Origin of the sequence: Mesorhizobium sp. WSM3224 (assembly GCF_000427725.1) — a bacterium.
Classification (GTDB): domain Bacteria; phylum Pseudomonadota; class Alphaproteobacteria; order Rhizobiales; family Rhizobiaceae; genus Mesorhizobium.
Genome location: NZ_ATYO01000034.1, coordinates 39,672 through 59,271 on the forward strand (window position 1 = coordinate 39,672; position 19,600 = coordinate 59,271).

At 61.4% G+C, this 19,600-nt stretch carries 13 protein-coding genes, 1 tRNA gene and 2 pseudogenes; 13 read left to right on the plus strand and 3 right to left on the minus strand.

Annotation, left to right across the window (positions count from 1 at the left end):
* The 13 genes and pseudogenes from hisD to YU3_RS40945 all read left to right on the plus strand — a co-directional run.
* A complete protein-coding gene (gene hisD / locus YU3_RS0130885; RefSeq protein ID WP_027169821.1) occupies positions 1-1,293 on the plus strand; it encodes a histidinol dehydrogenase in 1,293 nt (430 codons plus the stop codon).
* Positions 1,294-1,295: 2 nt separating this feature from the next.
* On the plus strand, positions 1,296-1,781 hold the full coding sequence (locus YU3_RS0130890) for a UPF0262 family protein (RefSeq protein ID WP_027169822.1): 486 nt from the start codon (positions 1,296-1,298) through the stop codon (positions 1,779-1,781).
* A gap of 157 nt (positions 1,782-1,938) precedes the next feature.
* Entirely contained in the window at positions 1,939-2,391 is a 453-nt protein-coding gene (locus YU3_RS0130895) for a low molecular weight phosphatase family protein (protein ID WP_280798459.1), read from the plus strand.
* An 85-nt stretch (positions 2,392-2,476) separates the two neighbouring features.
* Complete coding sequence (infA, locus tag YU3_RS0130900) at positions 2,477-2,695, plus strand: translation initiation factor IF-1 (RefSeq protein ID WP_006200926.1); 219 nt, start codon at positions 2,477-2,479, stop codon at positions 2,693-2,695.
* A 131-nt stretch (positions 2,696-2,826) separates the two neighbouring features.
* On the plus strand, positions 2,827-3,453 hold the full coding sequence (locus YU3_RS0130905) for a Maf-like protein (protein ID WP_027169824.1): 627 nt from the start codon (positions 2,827-2,829) through the stop codon (positions 3,451-3,453).
* Positions 3,450-3,671, plus strand: a complete 222-nt coding sequence (gene yacG / locus YU3_RS0130910) for a DNA gyrase inhibitor YacG (RefSeq protein ID WP_027169825.1) — start codon at positions 3,450-3,452, stop codon at positions 3,669-3,671. The genes YU3_RS0130905 and yacG overlap by 4 nt, the downstream gene beginning before the upstream one ends.
* Positions 3,672-4,003: 332 nt before the next feature.
* Positions 4,004-4,079, plus strand: a tRNA-Phe gene (locus YU3_RS0130915).
* Between the two features lie 213 nt (positions 4,080-4,292).
* Positions 4,293-4,562 (plus strand): annotated as a pseudogene (locus YU3_RS0130920) (Arm DNA-binding domain-containing protein); the annotation flags it as partial.
* 293 nt (positions 4,563-4,855) lie between these two features.
* Positions 4,856-5,236, plus strand: coding sequence for a transposase (locus tag YU3_RS0130925; RefSeq protein WP_027169827.1), 381 nt, complete (start codon positions 4,856-4,858; stop codon positions 5,234-5,236).
* Positions 5,237-6,328: 1,092 nt separating this feature from the next.
* On the plus strand, positions 6,329-8,335 hold the full coding sequence (locus tag YU3_RS0130930; RefSeq protein WP_027169828.1) for an Ig-like domain-containing protein: 2,007 nt from the start codon (positions 6,329-6,331) through the stop codon (positions 8,333-8,335).
* Positions 8,336-8,413: 78 nt separating this feature from the next.
* A complete protein-coding gene (locus YU3_RS0130935; protein ID WP_027169829.1) occupies positions 8,414-10,375 on the plus strand; it encodes a type I secretion system permease/ATPase in 1,962 nt (653 codons plus the stop codon).
* Positions 10,360-11,682 (plus strand): HlyD family type I secretion periplasmic adaptor subunit, encoded by a 1,323-nt coding sequence (locus YU3_RS0130940; protein ID WP_027169830.1) that lies wholly within the window; start codon positions 10,360-10,362, stop codon positions 11,680-11,682. Before YU3_RS0130935 ends, YU3_RS0130940 begins: the two co-directional genes overlap by 16 nt.
* A 90-nt stretch (positions 11,683-11,772) precedes the next feature.
* Positions 11,773-11,931: pseudogene (locus YU3_RS40945) on the plus strand (aminopeptidase P family protein); the annotation flags it as partial.
* Positions 11,932-12,677: 746 nt separating this feature from the next.
* On the opposite strand, the gene YU3_RS0130945 reads toward YU3_RS40945, so the two are convergent.
* The 3 genes from YU3_RS0130945 to YU3_RS0130955 form a co-directional block, all read right to left on the minus strand.
* Positions 12,678-14,018, minus strand: coding sequence for an HlyD family type I secretion periplasmic adaptor subunit (locus YU3_RS0130945; protein ID WP_027169831.1), 1,341 nt, complete (start codon positions 14,016-14,018; stop codon positions 12,678-12,680).
* Complete coding sequence (locus tag YU3_RS0130950) at positions 14,015-15,715, minus strand: type I secretion system permease/ATPase (RefSeq protein WP_027169832.1); 1,701 nt, start codon at positions 15,713-15,715, stop codon at positions 14,015-14,017. The genes YU3_RS0130945 and YU3_RS0130950 overlap by 4 nt, the downstream gene beginning before the upstream one ends.
* A gap of 177 nt (positions 15,716-15,892) precedes the next feature.
* Positions 15,893-19,600 (minus strand): VCBS domain-containing protein (locus YU3_RS0130955; protein WP_027169833.1); only part of this gene is annotated, 3,708 nt, incomplete at its 5' end.

Here is a 19,600-nt window from a genome sequence, read left to right on the forward strand (position 1 = left end):
ATGGCTATAACGCTCCGCCAGCAGGACGCCGATTTCGAACGGCGCTTTTCGGCCTTCCTCACCACCAAGCGGGAGGTGTCGGCCGATGTCGATGCCGTGGTGCGCGACATCATCGGGCGCGTGCGCGCCGAGGGCGACAGGGCGCTCGTCGACTATACGCTGAAGTTCGACAAGGCCGATCTCGATACACTCGGTATCGCCGTCTCGAAGGACGACATCGCCAAGGCTTATGAAGCGGCCGATGCGGCGACCGTCGAGGCGCTCAAATTCGCGCGCGACCGTATCCGTTCGCATCACGAGCGGCAGAAGCCGAAGGATGACCGCTATACGGATGCCGCCGGTGTCGAGCTCGGCTCGCGCTGGACGGCGGTCGAGGCGGTTGGCCTCTACGTGCCTGGCGGCACGGCGAGCTATCCGAGCTCGGTGTTGATGAACGCCGTGCCGGCCAAGGTCGCGGGCGTCGAACGTATCGTCATTGTCGTGCCGGCCTCGGGCGGCATCATCAATCCGCTGGTGCTGGTAGCGGCCGATCTTGCCGGCATTTCCGAAATCTACCGCGTCGGCGGCGCGCAGGCGATCGCAGCACTTGCGTATGGCACCGAGACGATCAGGCCCGTCGCCAAGATCGTCGGACCCGGCAACGCCTATGTCGCGGCGGCCAAGCGGCAGGTGTTCGGCACGGTCGGCATCGACATGATCGCAGGGCCGTCGGAAGTGCTGGTCGTGGCCGATGCAGACAACGATCCGGACTGGATCGCGGCCGACCTTCTGGCACAGGCCGAGCACGACATATCGGCGCAGTCGATCCTGATCACCGACAATGCAGCGTTCGGCAAGGCGGTCGAGCAGGCGGTCGAACGTCAGATGAAAGTTCTGCCGCGCGCCGAGACGGCGGCCGCAAGCTGGCGCGACTTCGGCGCGATGATCCTGGTGCCGACGCTCGAAGCCTCACTGCCGCTGGTCGACCGGATCGCGGCCGAGCATGTCGAGCTCGCTTTCGACGATGCCGAGGCGTTCCTTTCCAGGATGCGCAACGCTGGTGCCGTCTTTATCGGCCGGCATACGCCGGAGGTCATCGGCGATTATGTCGGCGGCTCCAACCATGTTTTGCCGACAGCACGGTCGGCGCGTTTCTCTTCGGGTCTGTCCGTGCTCGATTTCGTCAAGCGCACCTCGATCCTGAAGCTCGGACCAGAACAGCTCAAGATGCTGGCGCCAGCGGCGATCGCGCTCGCCAAGGCGGAAGGGCTCGACGCCCATGCCCGCTCCGTCGCGATCAGGTCGAACATGTAGCGATGTCCGGCCATGACCAAATCCGCAACAGGCTGATCGACGTCGAGCTCGACGAATCGATCGGACGTTCGACGCCCGACGTCGAGCACGAGCGGGCCGTGGCGATCTTCGACCTCATCGAGGAGAACAGTTTCCGGCCGGTCAATGACGACGGCGCCGGTCCTTACAAGCTCAAGCTGTCGCTGGCCGAGCAGCGCCTGGTGTTTGCCGTCAGCCGCCAGGATGGCGCCGAGGTGGTTACCCACATCCTGTCGCTGACGCCGCTGAGGCGCATCGTCAAGGACTATTACCTGATCTGCGAAAGCTACTACGAGGCCATCCGCTCCTCGACGCCCAGCCATATCGAAGCGATCGACATGGGCAGGCGCGGCCTGCACAATGAAGGCTCGCAGACCCTGATGGACCGGCTGGCCGGCAAGATCGAGATCGATTTCGACACGGCGCGCCGGCTGTTCACGCTGGTCTGCGTTCTGCACTGGCGGGGCTAGATCGGGATGACGTTTCGTTGAACCGCCATCCTGATCTAACTCTTTGTTGTAGCATGGTCTTTTCCGAAAACCGGTTCCCACTTTTCGGGATCATGCTCTCATGCCGGAGCATGATCTTATCCGAAAACCGGTTCCCACTTTTCGGGATCATGCTCTAGTGCTGGCCGCCTTGCCCCACTCGATCCTGTTCCTGTGCGGCATGAACGCCGTCCGCTCGCCGATGGCCGAGCAGTTGGCTCGGCGGATCCTGCCCGCCACCACCTTCGTCGCTTCGGCCGGCGTGCACGCCGGCGAGCGCGACCCGTTCGTCGATGCGGTGCTGGCCGAGGAGGGCCTCTCGCTCGGCGAGCGTCGACCTAAGGCGCTGGAGGAGTTGGAAGACGATTATTTCGACCTGATCGTCACGCTGGCGCCGGAGGCGCATCATGCAGCACTTGAGCTCACCCGTTCGCTCGCCGTCGAGGTCGAATATTGGCCGATGCCCGACCCGACCGACGCCGGCGGAACGCGCGAGCACATCATGGCTGCCTATCGCGACGTGCGCGAGCGGCTGAAGGCGCGCATAAGCCGACGTTTTTCGCTTCCGGAAGCAAAAAACGCGACGGATTAAGCATGTTCACAAGCGGGCGATTATCATATAGGTTCCGCGCAAATTCCGGGGGTCGCCGGAACCGCAATCCAAGCAAAGGTATCGAATGCCGAAGGAAGAAGTCCTCGAGTTTCCAGGTGTGGTCACCGAACTGCTGCCCAATGCGATGTTCCGGGTGAAACTCGAAAACGAACACGAAATCATCGCCCACACGGCCGGCCGCATGCGCAAGAACCGCATCCGCGTGCTGACCGGCGACAAGGTCCTGGTCGAGATGACGCCCTACGACCTGACCAAGGGCCGCATCACCTACCGTTTCAAGTAACAGCCCGGCGCGAACCCTAGAGCCGGATGATTTCAGGTCTGTCGACCTGAAATCTGAATCCAGCTCTAAATCAAAGAGTGGAGCATGATGTCGTCCGAAAACCGCTTCACACTTTTCGGCATCATGCTCCTATGAGCATCCTGCAGAAGCTCGTGCTTGCCTCGGGTTCGCCGCGCCGCATCGAGTTGTTGCAACAGGCAGGCATCGAGCCGGACCGTGTGCTGCCCGCCGATGTCGACGAGACGCCGCTTCGCGCCGAACATCCGCGTTCGCTGGCCAAGCGCCTTTCCAAGGACAAGGCCGAGAAGGCGCTCACTTCGCTGAAAAGCGAGGACGACTATGCACCTACCTTCATCCTCGCCGCCGACACGGTGGTGGCGGTCGGGCGACGCATCCTGCCCAAGGCCGAGACGATAGACGACGCCATCAATTGCCTCGGCCTGCTCTCCGGCCGCTCGCACCGGGTCTATTCCGGCATCTGCCTGATCACGCCGGGCGGCAAGCTGCGCCAGCGGCTGGTGGAGACCAGGGTGCGCTTCAAGCGGCTGCCGCGCGAGGAGATCGACGCCTATGTCGCCTCGGGCGAATGGCGCGGCAAGGCCGGCGGCTATGCGGTGCAAGGCCTGGCCGGCTCCTTCGTCGTCAAGCTGGTTGGCTCCTACACCAATGTGGTCGGCCTGCCGCTTTATGAAAGTGTCGCGCTGCTTTCGGGCGAAGGTTTCAAAGCGCACCAGAACTGGCACGCCGCGCGCTCATGAGCCTGGACGACAAGATAACGCCGCTTCGGCCGAAGCGGCCCTGCCCCGAATGCGGAAAACCTTCCTCGCGCGAGCACTATCCGTTCTGCTCGGTGCGCTGCAAGGACATCGACCTCAATCGCTGGCTGAAGGGCGCCTATGTCATTCCCGGCCGCGACGGCGAAGAGGAAGACGATGACAGCCCGAAGCCGGGCCCGGCGCCCAAGGACGAGGGTTGAGCGTGGCGGCAAGTTGCCGGTTCACGGCGATTTTTCATTCCTGATGAAATCAACCGCTAAGCGCTTGTTTCGACGCAATTCCGGGGCGGAAAACCGCTGCGCACTTTTCCTGGAATTGCGCTTGTTTCCCGCAATTCCGGGCGGAAAACCGCTGCGCACTTTTCCTGGAATTGCTCTTGTTTTCCCGCAATTCCGGGGCGGAAAACCGCTGCGCACTTTTCCTGGAATTGCTCTGGACAGTCAGGATACCCGTGCTATAACCCACGCGCTTTCAAGGGGCGCCGCTCGGCGCTATCGTGAAACCCGGCGGGCGGTCCCGTTGGCCGGCGCAGGCCCAGATAGCTCAGTTGGTAGAGCAGCGGACTGAAAATCCGCGTGTCGGTGGTTCGAATCCGCCTCTGGGCACCATTTCCCTTTCTCCCGACGTTCCCTTCCGCCGAAGCCTCTACGCCCACGCCTCCATAAATTGCTGAAGTCGTTTATTTTTTTGGCGCGCATGGCGTAGCGGGGCGTGTTATCCGGATTTTCCCGCGTATCTGGTCCAACGAGCCGGCGGGTTGGTATTTTTGTTGGTATCGGACAACCTGTTGGTATCGAAGCAGCCAATAGGATTTTCCAGAAATGGCCTTATCCGACGTGAAATGTCGAAACGCACGCCCGGCTTCCAAGCTCTCGAAATTGTCCGACGGTGGCGGGCTCCAGCTTTGGGTGCAGCCCACGGGAACCCGCCTATGGCGCCTTGCCTATCGGTTTGATGGGAAGCAGAAACTTCTGGCGCTGGGAAGCTATCCTCTCGTCTCCCTCGCCGAGGCACGCCAGGCGCGCGATGACGCTAAACGTCTCCTGATAGCTGGCACCGACCCCGGGCAGGAACGCAGTTTGCGGAAGGCCGACTCGTCGAGCGTGGCCGGTTCTGATCGCATTGATCGGGATCGAGGTGCTTCGGCAAAGAAAGCACTGGTAAGGGAAGCCGCCTGCATCCCATTGATCTGTGCCCGCGAATGCGAGGCGGACGGCACCGCCTTAGGCCGTTAATCCGAAAGGCGTAGCTGAGCTGTCGACGGCTGGCCTAAACATGAGGGGTAGGCTGCCGAAAAGCACATGAATGCGTGAATCGATTGCACCGAAATAGCGCCTAAAATGCGCAAGGAGCCGAGCGGACTCAATTTCCAGCGCAGAGACAAATGGGGAACACTCTCGTAGAAATCATGCCTAAAAAGGCGCGCAAGTTTAGTCGCGAGGAAAAGGTTGCGGCGGTCATGCGCATGCTCGCCGGCGAGAATGTCACCACCCTTTCCGCCGAATTGAATGTTCTGCGCAAGGACCTCTACAGATGGCGCGCGACCTTTATGGCCGGAGGGCCGCCAGCACTTCGCGGGCCGGGCCGCCCTCCTGCACCACCCAGGCAGGCGAAGTCCGGGGCCGGTGCTGCGGAAGCATTGCAGTCCAACGCGCATCGACGGATCGCTGAGCTCGAGCGCAAATTCAGACGGCAGCAATTTGAGTTGAAGGCGATCCGGAAAGCCCTCCAGCAGTTCAGGCGTCGGCGCAATGACCTCGGCTGAACTCAGCTCCGCAGCTAAAATGCTGCCACGACTTGACCGCCGCCGTGTCTGCCAGTCGAGAGAGATCGCAACAACTACCTGCCAACATCTGGCTGCCGGCGGGAACACATGAAAGGCCGACAGGTGATTCGTCGCGCCGGCCCAGCTTAGCCGTGCAGCCACCCGTCTAGGCTTGGCGCGGATTGTGGATAGATAAATTGATCAATCAGGTGTGAACGCTTTCTTAAGCAGTTCCTGGAAAGTCACGATTTCGCCATGGACGCTTCGTGCGTTCACGATCAGCGTCGAGACGTGCGGGACGCGCTACCAAAAATGTGGGACAGGCGGTGGCACTCCGGCGTCGCGGTCAGGCCAGCGAGAGCCAGCCGCGGCGGCCCGAATGCCGCAATGCTCATGTGCTACCTGTTGGGCCCTAAAATCCAAGGCCTGCGATCGAGATTGTGCGGCTGGACCGCCCTGCGAGCTGCCCCCCGTTCCGCGTGGACTGATTGTGGTCATTCGCCGTCGCATACGATCCTGCTGTGCTCGTGGACTGTGCCTCCAGGCGACGCGTGAGAGGGCAGACGGCTTAGTGTTTAGGGGGATCGCTAGGCCAGCAACGCCCGCTGGTGCGTGCCCCTCCACCCCCGCCAGATCCGGGCGAGTCCCGGCAAAAACCGTAAGCGCCAGCGATCCGGATCTTGCGTCCCGCCCACCCGACTCGCGAACGAGCGCTGCGCCCCTGGCGAGCATGCGCCTGAACCGCCGCCACCTGATACCCGACTTACCAGCCGAGTTGCCCTGGGGGTATCGATTTTTCTGGGAAGACTGTCCCCAGTATCGGAGCAATAATTTAAGGGTCAACACTAAGGACGAGCCTGCGCAGCTGGCGCTTATACGGCAGAGTCGAAACTAACGACATGCGCATTTTGACGAAGTTGTGACGGCCAACTGTAATAGTCGGTTACTTCTTGTGAGTTGCGGGTCGAAACAACCGTTCGTTAGTGGGGTCGGCAGTTGGACGACGCCTTTCGCGTTGACCTCTGTTACCCCATCAGGCGCACCCCACGACAAAATTGGGCGGGGAAAAATCAAGAAAGAGGTAGTAGCCACATGGACACCCCCCCATCAATCACTTCCTTCTCGCCCGACAGCGCGATTATCGGCGATGGCATCACAAACAAGAACACGCTCACGCTGACCGGCACGGCTGCGGCCAATACCACGGTGAAGGTGTACGACGGCACGACGTTGCTGGGCAGCGCGACCACGAACTCCAGCGGGGCATGGGACTTCACAACCGGCAAGCTGTCGGACGGCGGTCACAGCTTCACGGCTGCAACCACTGTGGCTAGCAGCAGCACGACTTCCGGATTTCCCAATGCGTCAACAACTGGCGTGCGTGATGGCGTGACTCTCACGCCGTCTGGCGACGTCACGATCAACACAGCCGGGGCTGTTGTCAGCGGCCTTGATATTACCGGCGATGTGGTGATCACCGCCCCGAATGTGAAGCTTGTGGACTGTCGAATCACGGGAAACGTTTCATTCGAGTCCACCGGCGCCACGATGGAGTATTGTGATGTTATAGGCCACAATTCATTGAACGCGGTCGATATCAACCCTAATGGTCGCGTAGGACAGGGTGATAATACAACCATTCGTTTCAGTGATATCAGCAACGCCGAGAATGGTATCTGGCTTGAAGGGCAGCATGCCATAATTGAGGGCAACTATATCCACAACCTCTCTAATAATATGGGTGTCCCCCCCGACGTTGCGCATATTGATGGAATTCAGGTCCCCGGTAGTAATATCGGGGCGACGCCGCTCACGAGCGGAACCATTATCCACAATACCATCGACATGACCTCTTTCCCGTCTACTTCGGCTTTCATATCGCGTGACGCGAGCAACATTGAAATATCCAACAATCTTCTCAAAGGCGGGGCCTACACTGTCTATTTTTTGGGCCACGGCAGCGGCAACGAGGTATCGAATAACACATTCGACCTTGCAGGCGCATACGGATATGTCGAAGCTGACCCGGGGACAACGACGCTTGGCGGAAACATCGACACGAGGGGGGCTCTGCTCCCGATCAACACTGATGGTGCAGCGATTGCGGGCTCGCAGGTGGCGACCTCGACGGCCACCGAAACATCGGCGCCGCTGCTGGTAAAAGTCGATACCGCCGTACCATCGGCCCCGACGATTGTGGCATCGACTTCCGCGGCCGACCTGGCGAAAACGCATGTGGAGGCACTGAAAGGCACCGCTGAAGCCAACAGCACCGTGACGGTCTTCGACGGTACGACCAAGATCGGCACTGCCACTGCCGATGCCAATGGCGCCTGGAGCTATAGCACCAAGGCGTTGTCCGTCAGGAGCCACAGTTTTACGGCCACTGCGACGGATGTCGCCGGTAACACCGGTACGGCTTCCTCGGCAGCGGCGGTTACTGTCTCGGGCTCGACGCCTACGCAGCCGCCATCTCCGGACCCGACGCCTTCGCAGCCAACACCTACCGATCCGGGCCACTCCGGTTCAGAGCATAGATCCCAGGCCGATGGCTTCGATTTCACGAGCCTTTGGCAGAGTAGGTCTGGTTTCACCAAGATCCACGGCACGGCTAACGCCGGCGATGCGGTCAAGTTCTACGACGGCTCGACATTCCTCGGTTCGGTGACTGCGGGGGCTGATGGATCGTGGACTTTTGCCAAGTCCCTGTCGAAGGGCGTCCACACCATAACGGCCAAGGAGGTCGACAGCTCGGGGCATGTCGTTTCAGAAAGCTCCGGGGCGGCAATAACCGGGTCGACTCGAAGCGACACCCTGACAGGCACCACGGGCAACGATCGGCTCTTGGGAAAAGGTGGTGATGACACGTTCGTGTTTGCCGCGAACTTCGGCAAGGACGTCATCAAGGACTTCGATGCCATCGGACGTCACCATGATACATTGCAGTTCAGCAAGAGCGTCTTTGACAGCTTTGCGAGTGTCCTTGATCATGCGACCCAGGCTGGCAACGATGTGGTCATCTCATCGGGCTCTGACACCCTTACCCTGAAGAATGTCAAGCTAAGCGCTCTGGACAGCCACGACTTCCACTTCGTGTAGAGCCAGCCCCAGGAGCCATCGAGGCGCGATCTCGCGATCGCGCCTCTCCAAAGTAAGCACCTGGCAAAGGCAAGAGCCATGACTGTCTCTGAGGGGCGGCGGGAAATTCCGCCGGCGGCAAATCTCAATTCGATCAAACTTTCGCGCCTGCGGATGGCAGCCACAGCATTGGCCGCGTTGGCTGCAGGGGGGCGCTCGCGCCTTGCAGAGACCAAGACCTTTTTCGTTGGGGCCCTCGAAGCCCTCCGCCGCCGGGTATTCTCCGGCGACGGCTGGTCGAATGCGAAGTTCGAGGAGCCCCGCTCGGAAATCTCGACATTTCTCGTGTCTTGTCGCCGAATCTTCTGGGCTCTCGCCCTGTTCAGCGGCCTCAGCAATCTTCTGATGCTGAACGGCTCTTTTTTCATGCTTCAAGTATATGATCGTGTCCTGCCGGGACATAGCGTTCCGACGCTCGTCGCGCTCTTGGTCCTTGCGACGATGCTGTACCTGCTGCAAGGCGGGCTCGATCTGGTCAGGAACCGGATCAGCGTGCGTATCGGCCGCTATCTCGACGAAAGGCTGGGGCTGCGAGTCTACGACGCGCTCGTCAGGCTACCTCTGAAGACGCGCGGCGACGGTGATGGCCTGCAGCCGCTGCGCGATCTTGATCAAGTCCGCAGTTTCCTGTCCAGTGGCGGTCCGACTGCCTTATTCGATCTGCCGTGGATGCCGATCTACCTGGCCATCTGCTTTCTCTTCCATTTCTGGATCGGTGTGACCGCTCTGGCAGGCGGCGTCGTCCTTGTAGGACTGACGGTTCTCACGGACGCGCGAACTCGGGGACCGGCCAAGGCATCTTCACGACACGCTGTCTTGCGGAACGCATTGGCCGCGGAAGGAAGGCGTAACGCAGAGGTCCTGCAGGCTATGGGCATGCGGCGTCAGGCGGCATTGCGCTGGCAGGACGTCAATCAGAAATATCTCGCGGCTCACGAAACATCGAGCGATATTGCAAGCGGGCTTGGCTCAGTCTCGAAGACCTTCCGCTCGCTTCTCCAATCGTTGGTCCTTTCGGTTGGTGCTTACCTGGTCATCAACCAGGAAGCGACCGCCGGCATAATCATAGCGAGCTCAATTCTGACGGCTCGCGCGCTCGCCCCGGTTGAAATTGCGATTGCCAACTGGAAGGGATTCATCGCCGCGCGCCAGTCCAGCGAGCGGCTGGATCATCTGCTCAAACTCCTACCCCGCCAGGAGGAACCGCTTGCATTGCCCCAGCCCACTGGGGCGCTGGCGGTCGAGAACCTCTACGTCGCAGCTCCAGGTTCCGAAAAACCACTGCTGTCCAACGTGTCGTTCTCGATGCAAAGCGGCGAGGCGGTCGGCGTGATAGGCCCAAGCGGTGCCGGTAAATCCACCCTTGCGCGGGCGCTGGTAGGGGTCTGGCCGCATGTGCGGGGCAAAATCAAGCTCGATAATGCCGTGCTCGAGCACTGGTCCTCCGAGTCGCTGGGCAGGCACATTGGCTATCTGCCTCAGGACATCGAATTGTTCGACGGCAGCATAGCCCTCAATATCGCTCGTCTCGACTTGGCTCGTTTCGATGCGAACGCGACTGCAGCGGCGATCCTGGACGCTGCGAAGGCCGCGGGCGTGCACGATCTAATTCTCTCATTGCCCGATGGGTATCACACGCGCGTCGGGGAGGGGGGAATGGCCTTGTCGTCAGGCCAACGCCAGCGCATCGGTCTGGCCAGGGCATTCTACGGGAATCCGTTCTTGGTCGTTCTCGATGAGCCGACGTCGAACCTGGATTCCGAGGGCGAGGAAGCGCTGACGGAAGCGATCCTGAGTGTTCGGCGTCGTGGTGGCATCGCCGTCGTGGTCGCCCATCGGCCAAAGGCACTTGAAGGTGTCAGTCACGTCCTGGTCGTCAGCGATGGCAATGTGCAATCATTCGGGCCAAGGGAAGAGGTACTAACAAGGGTCTTGCATCCGGCCGTACCGCTGAGGGTGGTTGCCGAGGGCAAGGGAGGGGCGCAGTGGAAGGCGAACTGATACCCCCGGCGCTTCGATCTATCCAACGGTACATAATCGTCGGCATGTTGATCTTTGCCTTTGTGACGTTCGGGATCGGCGGTTGGGCGGCGACTTCGCGGCTGTCTGGCGCCGTAATCGGCCAGGGCATTGTCGTCGTCGATTCCAGCGTCAAGAAAGTCCAGCATGCCACGGGCGGCATCGTGGGAGAATTGCGCGTGCGCGAAGGCGATCACGTCAATGCCGGAGATATCCTAATTCGGCTCGACAAGACGCAGACGCTGGCCAACGCCACAATTGTCACCCAGAGCGTAGATGAGTTGCTCGCAGGTGAGGCCCGCCTCGAGGCGGAGCGGGACAATGCCGAACAGATCGTGTTTCCGGCGGCATTGATCGAACGAAGCCACGACGCCGCCTCGGAGGCGGAGGCAGCACATGCTATCACTGCGGAAAGGGCTCTATTCAAGATGCGTCTGGAGGCGAGGGCCGGCCAAAAGGCCCAATTGAAGGAGCGAGTCACACAGCTGCAGGATGAAATCAAGGGCTACACGGGACAGATCGAAGCCAAGCAGAAGGAAACCGATCTGATCCACAAGGAACTCGATGGAGTCCGCACGCTGTGGCAAAAGAAGCTTGTTCCGATCGAACGGCTGACGTCGTTGGAACGCGAAGCGGCTCGTCTCGAAGGCGAGCGCGGCCAACTGACGGCAACGATCGCCCAATCCAAAGGCAAGATCGCGGAAATCCAGCTTCAGATCATACAGATCGATCAGGACCTGCGAGCCGAGGTCGGCAAGGATTTGATCGAAACGCGCTCCAAGCTTTCGGAGCTATCTGAACGGAAAACGGCTGCCGTGGACCAGCTTAATCGGATCGACATCCGGGCACCCCAGAGCGGTCGTGTTCATGAGTTAGCGGTGCACACCGTCGGGGGCGTGATCGCGCCAGGCGAGCAGATCATGCTGATCGTTCCGGACGCGGATGCGCTTGCGATCGAGGTCAAGATCGCGACGCGCGACATCGATCAGGTCTATCCCGGTCAGATTGCGACGATGCGGTTTCCCGCTTTCAATCAGAAGACCACCCCCGAAATCGAGGGTTCATTGACCATGGTTTCCGCCGATCTCACCCAAGATCAGCGGACCGGAGCCAGCTATTACACGGTTCGTGTTGCCCCCAAGCCTGGGGAGTTGGCGAAGTTGGGATCTTCCAAATTGGTGCCTGGCATGCCCGTCGAGGTATTCATCAAGACGTCGGTAAGAACGGCATTGTCGTACTTGACCAAGCCGCTGATGGACCAGGCAGAGCGAGCATTCAAGGAGCGGTAGAAAATCCCTCGCTGACGAAATCACGCATCTGCAATCCCTTAGGAGTATCCGGCCATTCTCTACCCGGAGGATTTCATCCCAGGTGCATTCGACTATGTGCTCGAACGGGGAATGACGCTGTGCGTGGAAGCCTATATTGGCGCCGTGGGCGGCCGCGAAGGCGTGAAACTTGAAGAGCAGGTGCTCATAACCGAAAATGGAATTGAAAACCTTACAAAATGCCCGTTTGGCCCGGATCTACTGAGCTAGTCTCCCGCCTTGCGGCGGCACCTACGATGAGCGCGCCGACTGCGACCACTCCAGTAGTTGTAACGACAACAGGGTTGACGTCGACTTCTGAAATACTCGTCGCCATGGCGGCGCAGAGGCGCGAGAAGGTACTCAGTGCGCGCGCTCCTGGCCTCCTTGCTCATTCGTGTGGACGAAACGAACGGCAGCATTTCCACCCTGAGCTGCCCTACGCGTCGGGTACCGAGCGTCAGGCTTTCACCACAAGCGATCCCGGTGATGTCTGCCTTCGGCGGAAACACGAATGAAACTCACCCACTGCAATTGCACAAAGAGTGGAATGGCTCAACTTTCAAGGGATTTTGGTGACGGTACGACTGACGGTATCTGCGTTTGATCGGGAATAAAAGACTCGTAGAAACAGCGGGATAGCTTGCATGTCGGAATCCGCCTCTGGGCACCATCCCCTATTTTAGCAGTATTTATCCATATTTTTCAGATACTTGTAATGTCAATTCGATTGCTATTTCGTCTTCCCAGCCCTTTCTTCAAAGGGCGAGTTGCAAAGCTTCACCTATCATACGCGCTGAATTCTCTCGAACCCTCGACCCAGGCGCTTTGAACATCTTCGTTAGGCGCTGGACCTAGTCCAATGCAGGGAGCCAAGTGTTGGTATTTGTTGGTATCTAGCAGCCCGTTGGTATCGGCACGTCAGCCAGATCTCTGACTGACCAGAATCATGCCGTAGTGGCGTCGCCTTCCTGATACTACTTTTGCCGGAACGCCGTATGCAGCGACGTCGACAGGGGGCCGAGGATGTAATCCAGTGCGGTGCGTTCCTCGGTCACGATCATGACGGACGCCGGCATGCCGGGATAAAGCTGGATTTGCGGTGCGGCGGCGAGTTCCTGCTGATCCACCGCGATGTCGGCGACAAAGTAGGGAAAGCCGGTCTTGGCATCGGTGACACGGTCCGCCGAGATGCGGGTGACGCGGCCGTGGATGACTGGTGTGGTGCGCTGCTTGTAGGAAGTGAAGCGGACCTCGGCCGTCATGTCGGCGCGCAGGCTGGATATGTCCTCGACCTTGACCTGGGCTTGGACGATCAGCGAATTTTTGCTTGGCACGATATCGAGGATGGTCTGGCCGGGGGCGACGATCGCGCCGGTCGAGAAGACGGTGAGGTCCATCACCTGGCCGTCATAGGGCGCGTGCACCTCGGCGCGGTCCACGGTCGCCTGTGCGGCGAACATCTTCGGCACCAGATCGGCGAGGCTCGACTGGGTCTCGATCAGCATGGCCGAGAGTTTTGCGCGTCGCTCGTTGGTGAGCTGCGCAATCTGGCTTTCGAGCTCGGCCTTGCTCTGGCGGTTTCCCGCGATCTCGCCGAGAGCCTGGTCGATGAGGCCCTGCAAATCGGAGGCGGAGCGGTCGAGCTCCAGGATGCGCGTGCGCGTTGTCAGCCCGGCCTTCAGCAGCTTGTTGAGGCCTATTTTTTCGTCGATCGTCGACTTGAGCTGCGCGCGAAAAGACTCGACGCGCGCCTGCTTGCCGTCGATCTGCTCGTCGAGTTCGGCTATCCGCTTCTGCAGGATCTGGCTGGCGCCAGCCATCGAGGCGCGCTGACTCTCGAGGTCGGCAATCTGGTTGGCCATCGCGTCCTGCAGATAGGCCTGGTGTTCGGCGGTGATGTCCTTGGGAAAGGCAACCGCCTCATGGCCCTCGAGCTCCGCACGGATGCGGGCATCGGTGGCGCGCAGCAGCGCATATTGTTGGGAATAGAGGTTGAACTCGGAACGGGCGCGGGTGTCGTCGAGAACGACCAGCACGTCGCCCGCCTTGACGATGTCGCCGTCCTTGACCCGGATTTCCTTCACTGTGCCGCCGTCGAAATGCTGGACGCTCTTGCGGTTGCCCTCGACCTTCACAACCGCGTCGGCAAGCACCGCGCCGTTGAGCGGCGCGATCGCCGCCCAGCCGCCGAACACGCCGAAGAAGGCAACGATGATGAGCACACCGACCCAGACCGGTCCTCGGATCGAATCCGGGTTAGCGTCCGCACCTTCGGCGCTGGACAGGCTGCGATAGGTGGCGGCGATATCGGTCATTGGGTCGCCACCGCCATGGGTGCCGCGCGCTGGTTGAGCAGCGCTACGATCTCGTTCCTCATGCCGAAGGCCTCGACCGCGCCATCCCGCAAGAGCAGGATCTTGTCGACATTGGCCAAGGTCGAGGGCCGGTGCGAGACGATGATCACCGTGCTGCCGCGGCGCTTGAGCTCCAGCGCGCATTCGGCTAGCGCGCGGTCGCCGTCGGCATCGAGGTTGGAGCTCGGCTCGTCGAGCACGATGAGGTTCGGCGTTCCGAACACCGCGCGGGCGAGCGCGATCCGCTGCCGGTAGCCGCCGGACAGCACCGCCCCGCCCTCGCCGATGTGCGTCTCATAGCCTTGCGGCAGGCGGATGATCATCTCATGCACGCCTGCCAGTCGGGCGGCCTCGATCACCTCACGGTCGACATCGCTCTTGAAGCGGCCGATATTGGAGGCGACGGTGTCGGCAAACAGCTCGATGTCCTGCGGCAGGTAGCCGATATGGTCGCCGAGCGCCTCGCGTCCCCATTGCGTCAGATCGGCGCCGTCCAACCTGACCGTGCCGCGGCTGGGCTGCATGATGCCGGCCAGGTGCCGGGCGAGCGTCGACTTGCCGGCGCCGGAAGGGCCTACGATGCCGAGCGCCTCGCCGGCCTCGAGCCTGAACGAGACATCGCGCAGCAGCACCTTCTGCAGGCTGGGAATGGCGAAGCTGAGCTGCTCGACGGCAATCTTGCCAGTGGGCTTGGGCAGGTTGAACGAGCGTTCGCCCTGTGCGCCAGCGTCGAGCAGCTTCTCGACCCTGCCAAGCGCTGCCCGCGCCAGGATCAGGCTGCGCCAGAGGCCGACGATCTGCTCGACCGGTTGCAACCCTCGGCCCAGAAGGAGGCTCGCGGCGAACATCGAGCCGCCGGTGATCTGTCGCTCTATCACCAGATAGGCGCCGAGGCCGAGGATCAGCGACTGCATGGTGAGGCGCAGGAAGCGGATCAGCCCGGACATCAGTGCTGCCCGGTCGCTGGCCTGTCCTTGCTGCCGCAGCGCCAGGCCGCGATCGCGCCCCCAGCGGCGCACAAGGCCGTCGATCATGCCCATGGCGCGGACGACTTCCGCGTTTCTCAGGCTCATTTCGGTGAAATTGTAATTCGCGGTGGCCAGATCGTTGGCCTGCTTCAGCGGCACTCGCACGATGTATTCGTTGAGCACCGCCATAGTGATGAGAAGCAGCGAGGAGCCGAGCGCGAAGAAGCCGAGCCAAGGATGCAGAAGGAAGATGATGCCGATGTAGATCGGCGACCACGGCAGGTCGAACAGGGCATGGACGCCGCTGCCGGTGATCACCTGCCGGAACGTATCGAAATCCCGGATCGGCTGGCTTTGCGAGGCGCCCAGCGATGGGGTTTCGACGGAGGCCGCGAGGACCTTGGCCGAAAGCAGCCGGTCGAGCCGGGCGCTGGCGCGCGTCAGGATCGCGGCGCGCACCAAGTCGAGACCGGCCAGCGCCAGGAAAGCCGCCAGAAGCACGAGCGTCAGCATGACCAGCGTCGTCTCGCTGCCACTGGTGACCACCCGGTCGTAGATCTGCAGCATATAGAGCGGCGACGCGAGGTAGAGCAGATTGATTGCCAAGCTGAATGCCGCCGCAAAGAGGAAATAGCGGCGGCAGGCGCGAAGTGCTTCCCTCACAATTCTAGGCTTGTTCTCGAAACTCACATACCCAGCGGCGAACCGCCCCCTGTCCAAACTGCTTGCCCGGAAGCGATACTACTCTCGATCCCTCAACTGGCCATGCGATCTGCTCGTAAACCTGCTGTAAACCTTAATTCGTAAGCTGAATCCTCGGCCGGCAGGGAACGAAATGAGTTACACGTGACCGCCGGCTCTCCTTCTTCACACGGCGAACTCACTTGTTCCGCCGTTGATGCCGGTCAGCGTGAATTCAGCCGGATTGTAGGTCACCACGGTGTGTCCCTGGCCATCATCGGCGAGCTTGAAGCCGTTGGCGTCGTAGGATCCAAGCAGATGCAGAGCGGCGCCGTGCGTGCCGTCGGTCACGGTCAGAGTGCCGCCGCTGCCATCCTGGCTGGCCTGGTAGCTGACCGTCGTGCCGGTGCCGAACAGGATGTCGTTAAGATCCAGCTTGTCGTCGTTGGTGATGCCGCCGATCAGCCCGCTGAAGTCGAAGGAGTCGTCCAGCTCCAGCGTGCCGGCCGCATCATGCGCAAAGGTGACATCCGTCGATGACGCGCCGCCGAATTCCAGCTTCGACAGGTCGCCGATCGTGGCATCGCCCTCGCCGGTGACCGCGCCGTGGATGGTGATGTTGCCGCCATTGGCCAACAGCATGCCGGAATTCGCAACCCCGCCGGCGACGACCAGGCCGCCCGAGCCGGTCGCCTCCAGCGTGCCGGAATTGGTGATGACGCTGCCGCCAGTATCGATGACGAGCGCATTGGTGCCAGAGGCGATGATGGTGCCCCTGTTGTCGACGCCGAGCATGCCATCGCCCAGTTGACCAGCGCCCGAGATCGTGTTGTCGACGTTGATCAGCGTGACGTCCGGACCCGTACCGGAGATTATATTGAAGGCGCTGTCGGACAGATCGATCTGCCCGCCGCCCTGCAAGGTCGCGCCATGCTGGATGACCTGCAGCAGTGTTTCGCTGCCGGTCGAGTTCAGCGAGATGATGCCGCTGTTGTTGACTGTGCCGCTCAGCGGCAGCAGCGCGCCGTCGCCGATGGTCATCGCGCCGGTGTTGTTCACCACCGGCGTCTGGTCGAAGGCGAAGTTGCCGGCGCCCAGAGCGGAGGAATGCACTCCTTCCAGCGTGATCGACTGCCCGTCTCCGAGCGTGATCACGGCGTTACCATGTGCGTCGTCGACGGTATGCGCCTGAACTTCGGCAAAGCTTTGGAAGCCGGAGTAACCGACGAGGTCAATCTGGTCGGCCGCCGCGTCGAAGCTGTGCACGGTGTCGTTGCCGATCGGCTGCGAGAACACGAACAGATCGGTGCCGCTTGAGCCGGTGAGCACGTCGTCGCCCGACCAGGCGAAGATCGGCGAACCCGGCGCATAGGCCTCGACATTGTCGGCGATCGATGCGCTGCCGGTAGTGCCGTCGGCGTTGGTCCAGGTCAGGTGGATGTCGAGCACCGCGGCGCCGGCGAAACTGGCAGGGGTCGTGACGGTTAGTTCGTGAACGGCATTGGTCTGGACAGTCCAGGAGCCGTCGGCGTTGTGCGTGGCGCCGTCGATGGTCCAGCCTGAGGGTAGATCCTTCACCGTGACCGTGACGGCCTGGCCGCCAGAAGGGTCGGTCAGCGCAAGATTGATCGGCTCGCCGGCGGTGCCGGCGGGAGCCGTGAACTTGGTGCTGCTCCCGCCGCCGCCATTGGTCTTGAATGTCACGCTGTCCACTGCCGTCGCGGAATTGTGTGCCGAGCTGTTGTCGGTGACGACCGCGCTAATTTGATGAACAGAGTTGCTGACTGGGAACGGGGCCACGCCGTCGCTAAATGTATGGACATAGTCTCCACTCACTGATCCAGCAGCCAGCTCCGCGGCGGTCATCGTATAGATGAGAACGGGCGCGCCGCTTGCGCTGTCATACAATTGAACGCTCTGAATACCGCTGGCATCCGTCGCATGAACAGTGAAGGTCGACTCCTGCTGGCTCGATGAAAGCTGGTGGCTTATCGAGACGCTTGGCGGTGTAGCATCGCCCCCTGTCACATTAATTGTCGCCGTAGCAGTTCCGGTATCCGTGCCCCCATTGGCTATCCCGTCGCCGTCTTTGACTGTGAAGGAAACCGTCTTGGTCGCGGTCGGGCTTGTGGAATTGGAGTACAGGATGTGGTCGGCAAGGGCCTGCACTGCCGCCTGGGTTGCATTATTGGAAGTGAAGTTGATGATCAGGCTCGATCCGCCTGCACCACCAGAGAACGTGCCGATGACTAAACCGCCATAGGTGACGTTGCTGCCACTGAGGCCGATCTGGCCGGCACCGCTACCCTGGTTCTGGATCGTTAACTGGTCGGCCGACGTGCCGTTTGTGCTGAAGGCAACAGTGAGCGATCCGCCGTTGAAATCGGCCGAGTCGATATCGGTCACAGTACCGGTTGGCGCGATAGCCGTGGCAGTTGCCCCGGTCGTGTAGTTTAAGGTTGTCGATCCCGGCGACGGACCATTGAGATCGATGACCGGCGCGTCGTTGGTGCCGGTGATGGTGACGACGACATTCTGGCTGGTCGAACCGCTATGATTGTCAGCCACCGTGACCTGGTAGGTCTCCTGGATCGTCTGACCTGCCGCCAGGAACTGGATCGCCGAGTTGTTGACGCTGTAGTTCCAGGTCCCGGTCCCGCCGGTGCCGCCGGACGTGTCCTGCGTCTTGGCCGCGATGAGCGAGCCGAGTTGAACGCCACCCGCATTGGTCGACGACACGAAGCTGGCGTTCACCGTGTGGCTGTCGGTCAGGTCCACATCCGCGAAGCTGACCGTGCCCGAGGTCGTCTCGGTCGCACCTGCCGGGGTGTCTTCCGTCACCGACCCGGTCGCGGTCGCCGTCATCGTCGGGTTGTCGTTGGTGCCGGTGATGGTGACGACGACATTCTGGCTGGTCGAACCCCCATGATTGTCGGCCACCGTGACCTGGTAGGTCTCCTGGATCGTCTGACCTGCCGCCAGGAACTGGATCGCCGAGTTGTTGACGCTGTAGTTCCAGGTCCCGGTCCCGCCGGTGCCGCCGGACGTGTCCAGCGTTTTGGCCGCGATGAGCGAGCCGAGTTGAACGCCACCCGCATTGGTCGACGACACGAAGCTGGCGTTCACCGTGTGGCTGTCGGTCAGGTCCACATCCGCGAAGCTGACCGTGCCCGAGGTCGTCTCGGTCGCACCTGCCGGGGTGTCTTCCGTCACCGACCCGGTCGCGGTCGCCGTCATCGTCGGGTTGTCGTTGGTGCCGGTGATGGTGACGACGACATCGCGGGTGACGACACCGCCATGCTGGTCGTCGAGCGTGACGGTATAGGTTTCATGCACGACCTGACCTGCCGCGAGCTTGTCGAGGGCCGAATCCGAAGCGGTGAAGGTCCAGGTGATCAGGCCGCCGGAGCCGGAGCCGGTGGTGTCGGTCGTCTTGACCGCGTTGAGCGAACCAAGCTGGCCGCTATAGTCGGTGCCCTTAAACACCGCCGAGACCAGGTGCACGTCGGTAAGGTCGACGTCGCCGAAGGCGATGGTGCCGGTCGCGGTTTCGGTGGGGGTATGGGCATCCTCGGTGACGGCGCCGACAAGGGTGGCTGTACCAATGATCGGCGCGTCGTTGGTGCCGGTGATGGTGATGTTGACCACGACGGTGTCGGTGCCGCCATGGCCGTCGTCGACCTGCACGGTGAAGCTGTCGGCCAGATGCTCGCCGACCGCCAGCGCGTCGACCGCGCCGCTGTCGTTGACCGTATAGTGCCAGGTGCCGTTGGCATCGACGCTGGCCGTGCCGTGCGCGGCGGCGACGCTCACCGACAGGGTGTGGGTGTCGGAGGTGTCGACATCGCCGTAGGTGACGGTGCCCGAGGTGGTGCGGGCGGCGGCGTTGTCGTC

Coding starts and splice junctions, on each gene's coding strand:
- hisD (WP_027169821.1), top strand. CDS start 1: ATGGCTATAACGCTCCGCCAGCAGGACGCCGATTTCGAACGGCGCTTT.
- YU3_RS0130890 (WP_027169822.1), top strand. CDS start 1,296: ATGTCCGGCCATGACCAAATCCGCAACAGGCTGATCGACGTCGAGCTC.
- infA (WP_006200926.1), top strand. CDS start 2,477: ATGCCGAAGGAAGAAGTCCTCGAGTTTCCAGGTGTGGTCACCGAACTG.
- YU3_RS0130905 (WP_027169824.1), top strand. CDS start 2,827: ATGAGCATCCTGCAGAAGCTCGTGCTTGCCTCGGGTTCGCCGCGCCGC.
- yacG (WP_027169825.1), top strand. CDS start 3,450: ATGAGCCTGGACGACAAGATAACGCCGCTTCGGCCGAAGCGGCCCTGC.
- YU3_RS0130925 (WP_027169827.1), top strand. CDS start 4,856: ATGGGGAACACTCTCGTAGAAATCATGCCTAAAAAGGCGCGCAAGTTT.
- YU3_RS0130930 (WP_027169828.1), top strand. CDS start 6,329: ATGGACACCCCCCCATCAATCACTTCCTTCTCGCCCGACAGCGCGATT.
- YU3_RS0130935 (WP_027169829.1), top strand. CDS start 8,414: ATGACTGTCTCTGAGGGGCGGCGGGAAATTCCGCCGGCGGCAAATCTC.
- YU3_RS0130945 (WP_027169831.1), bottom strand. CDS start 14,018: ATGACCGATATCGCCGCCACCTATCGCAGCCTGTCCAGCGCCGAAGGT.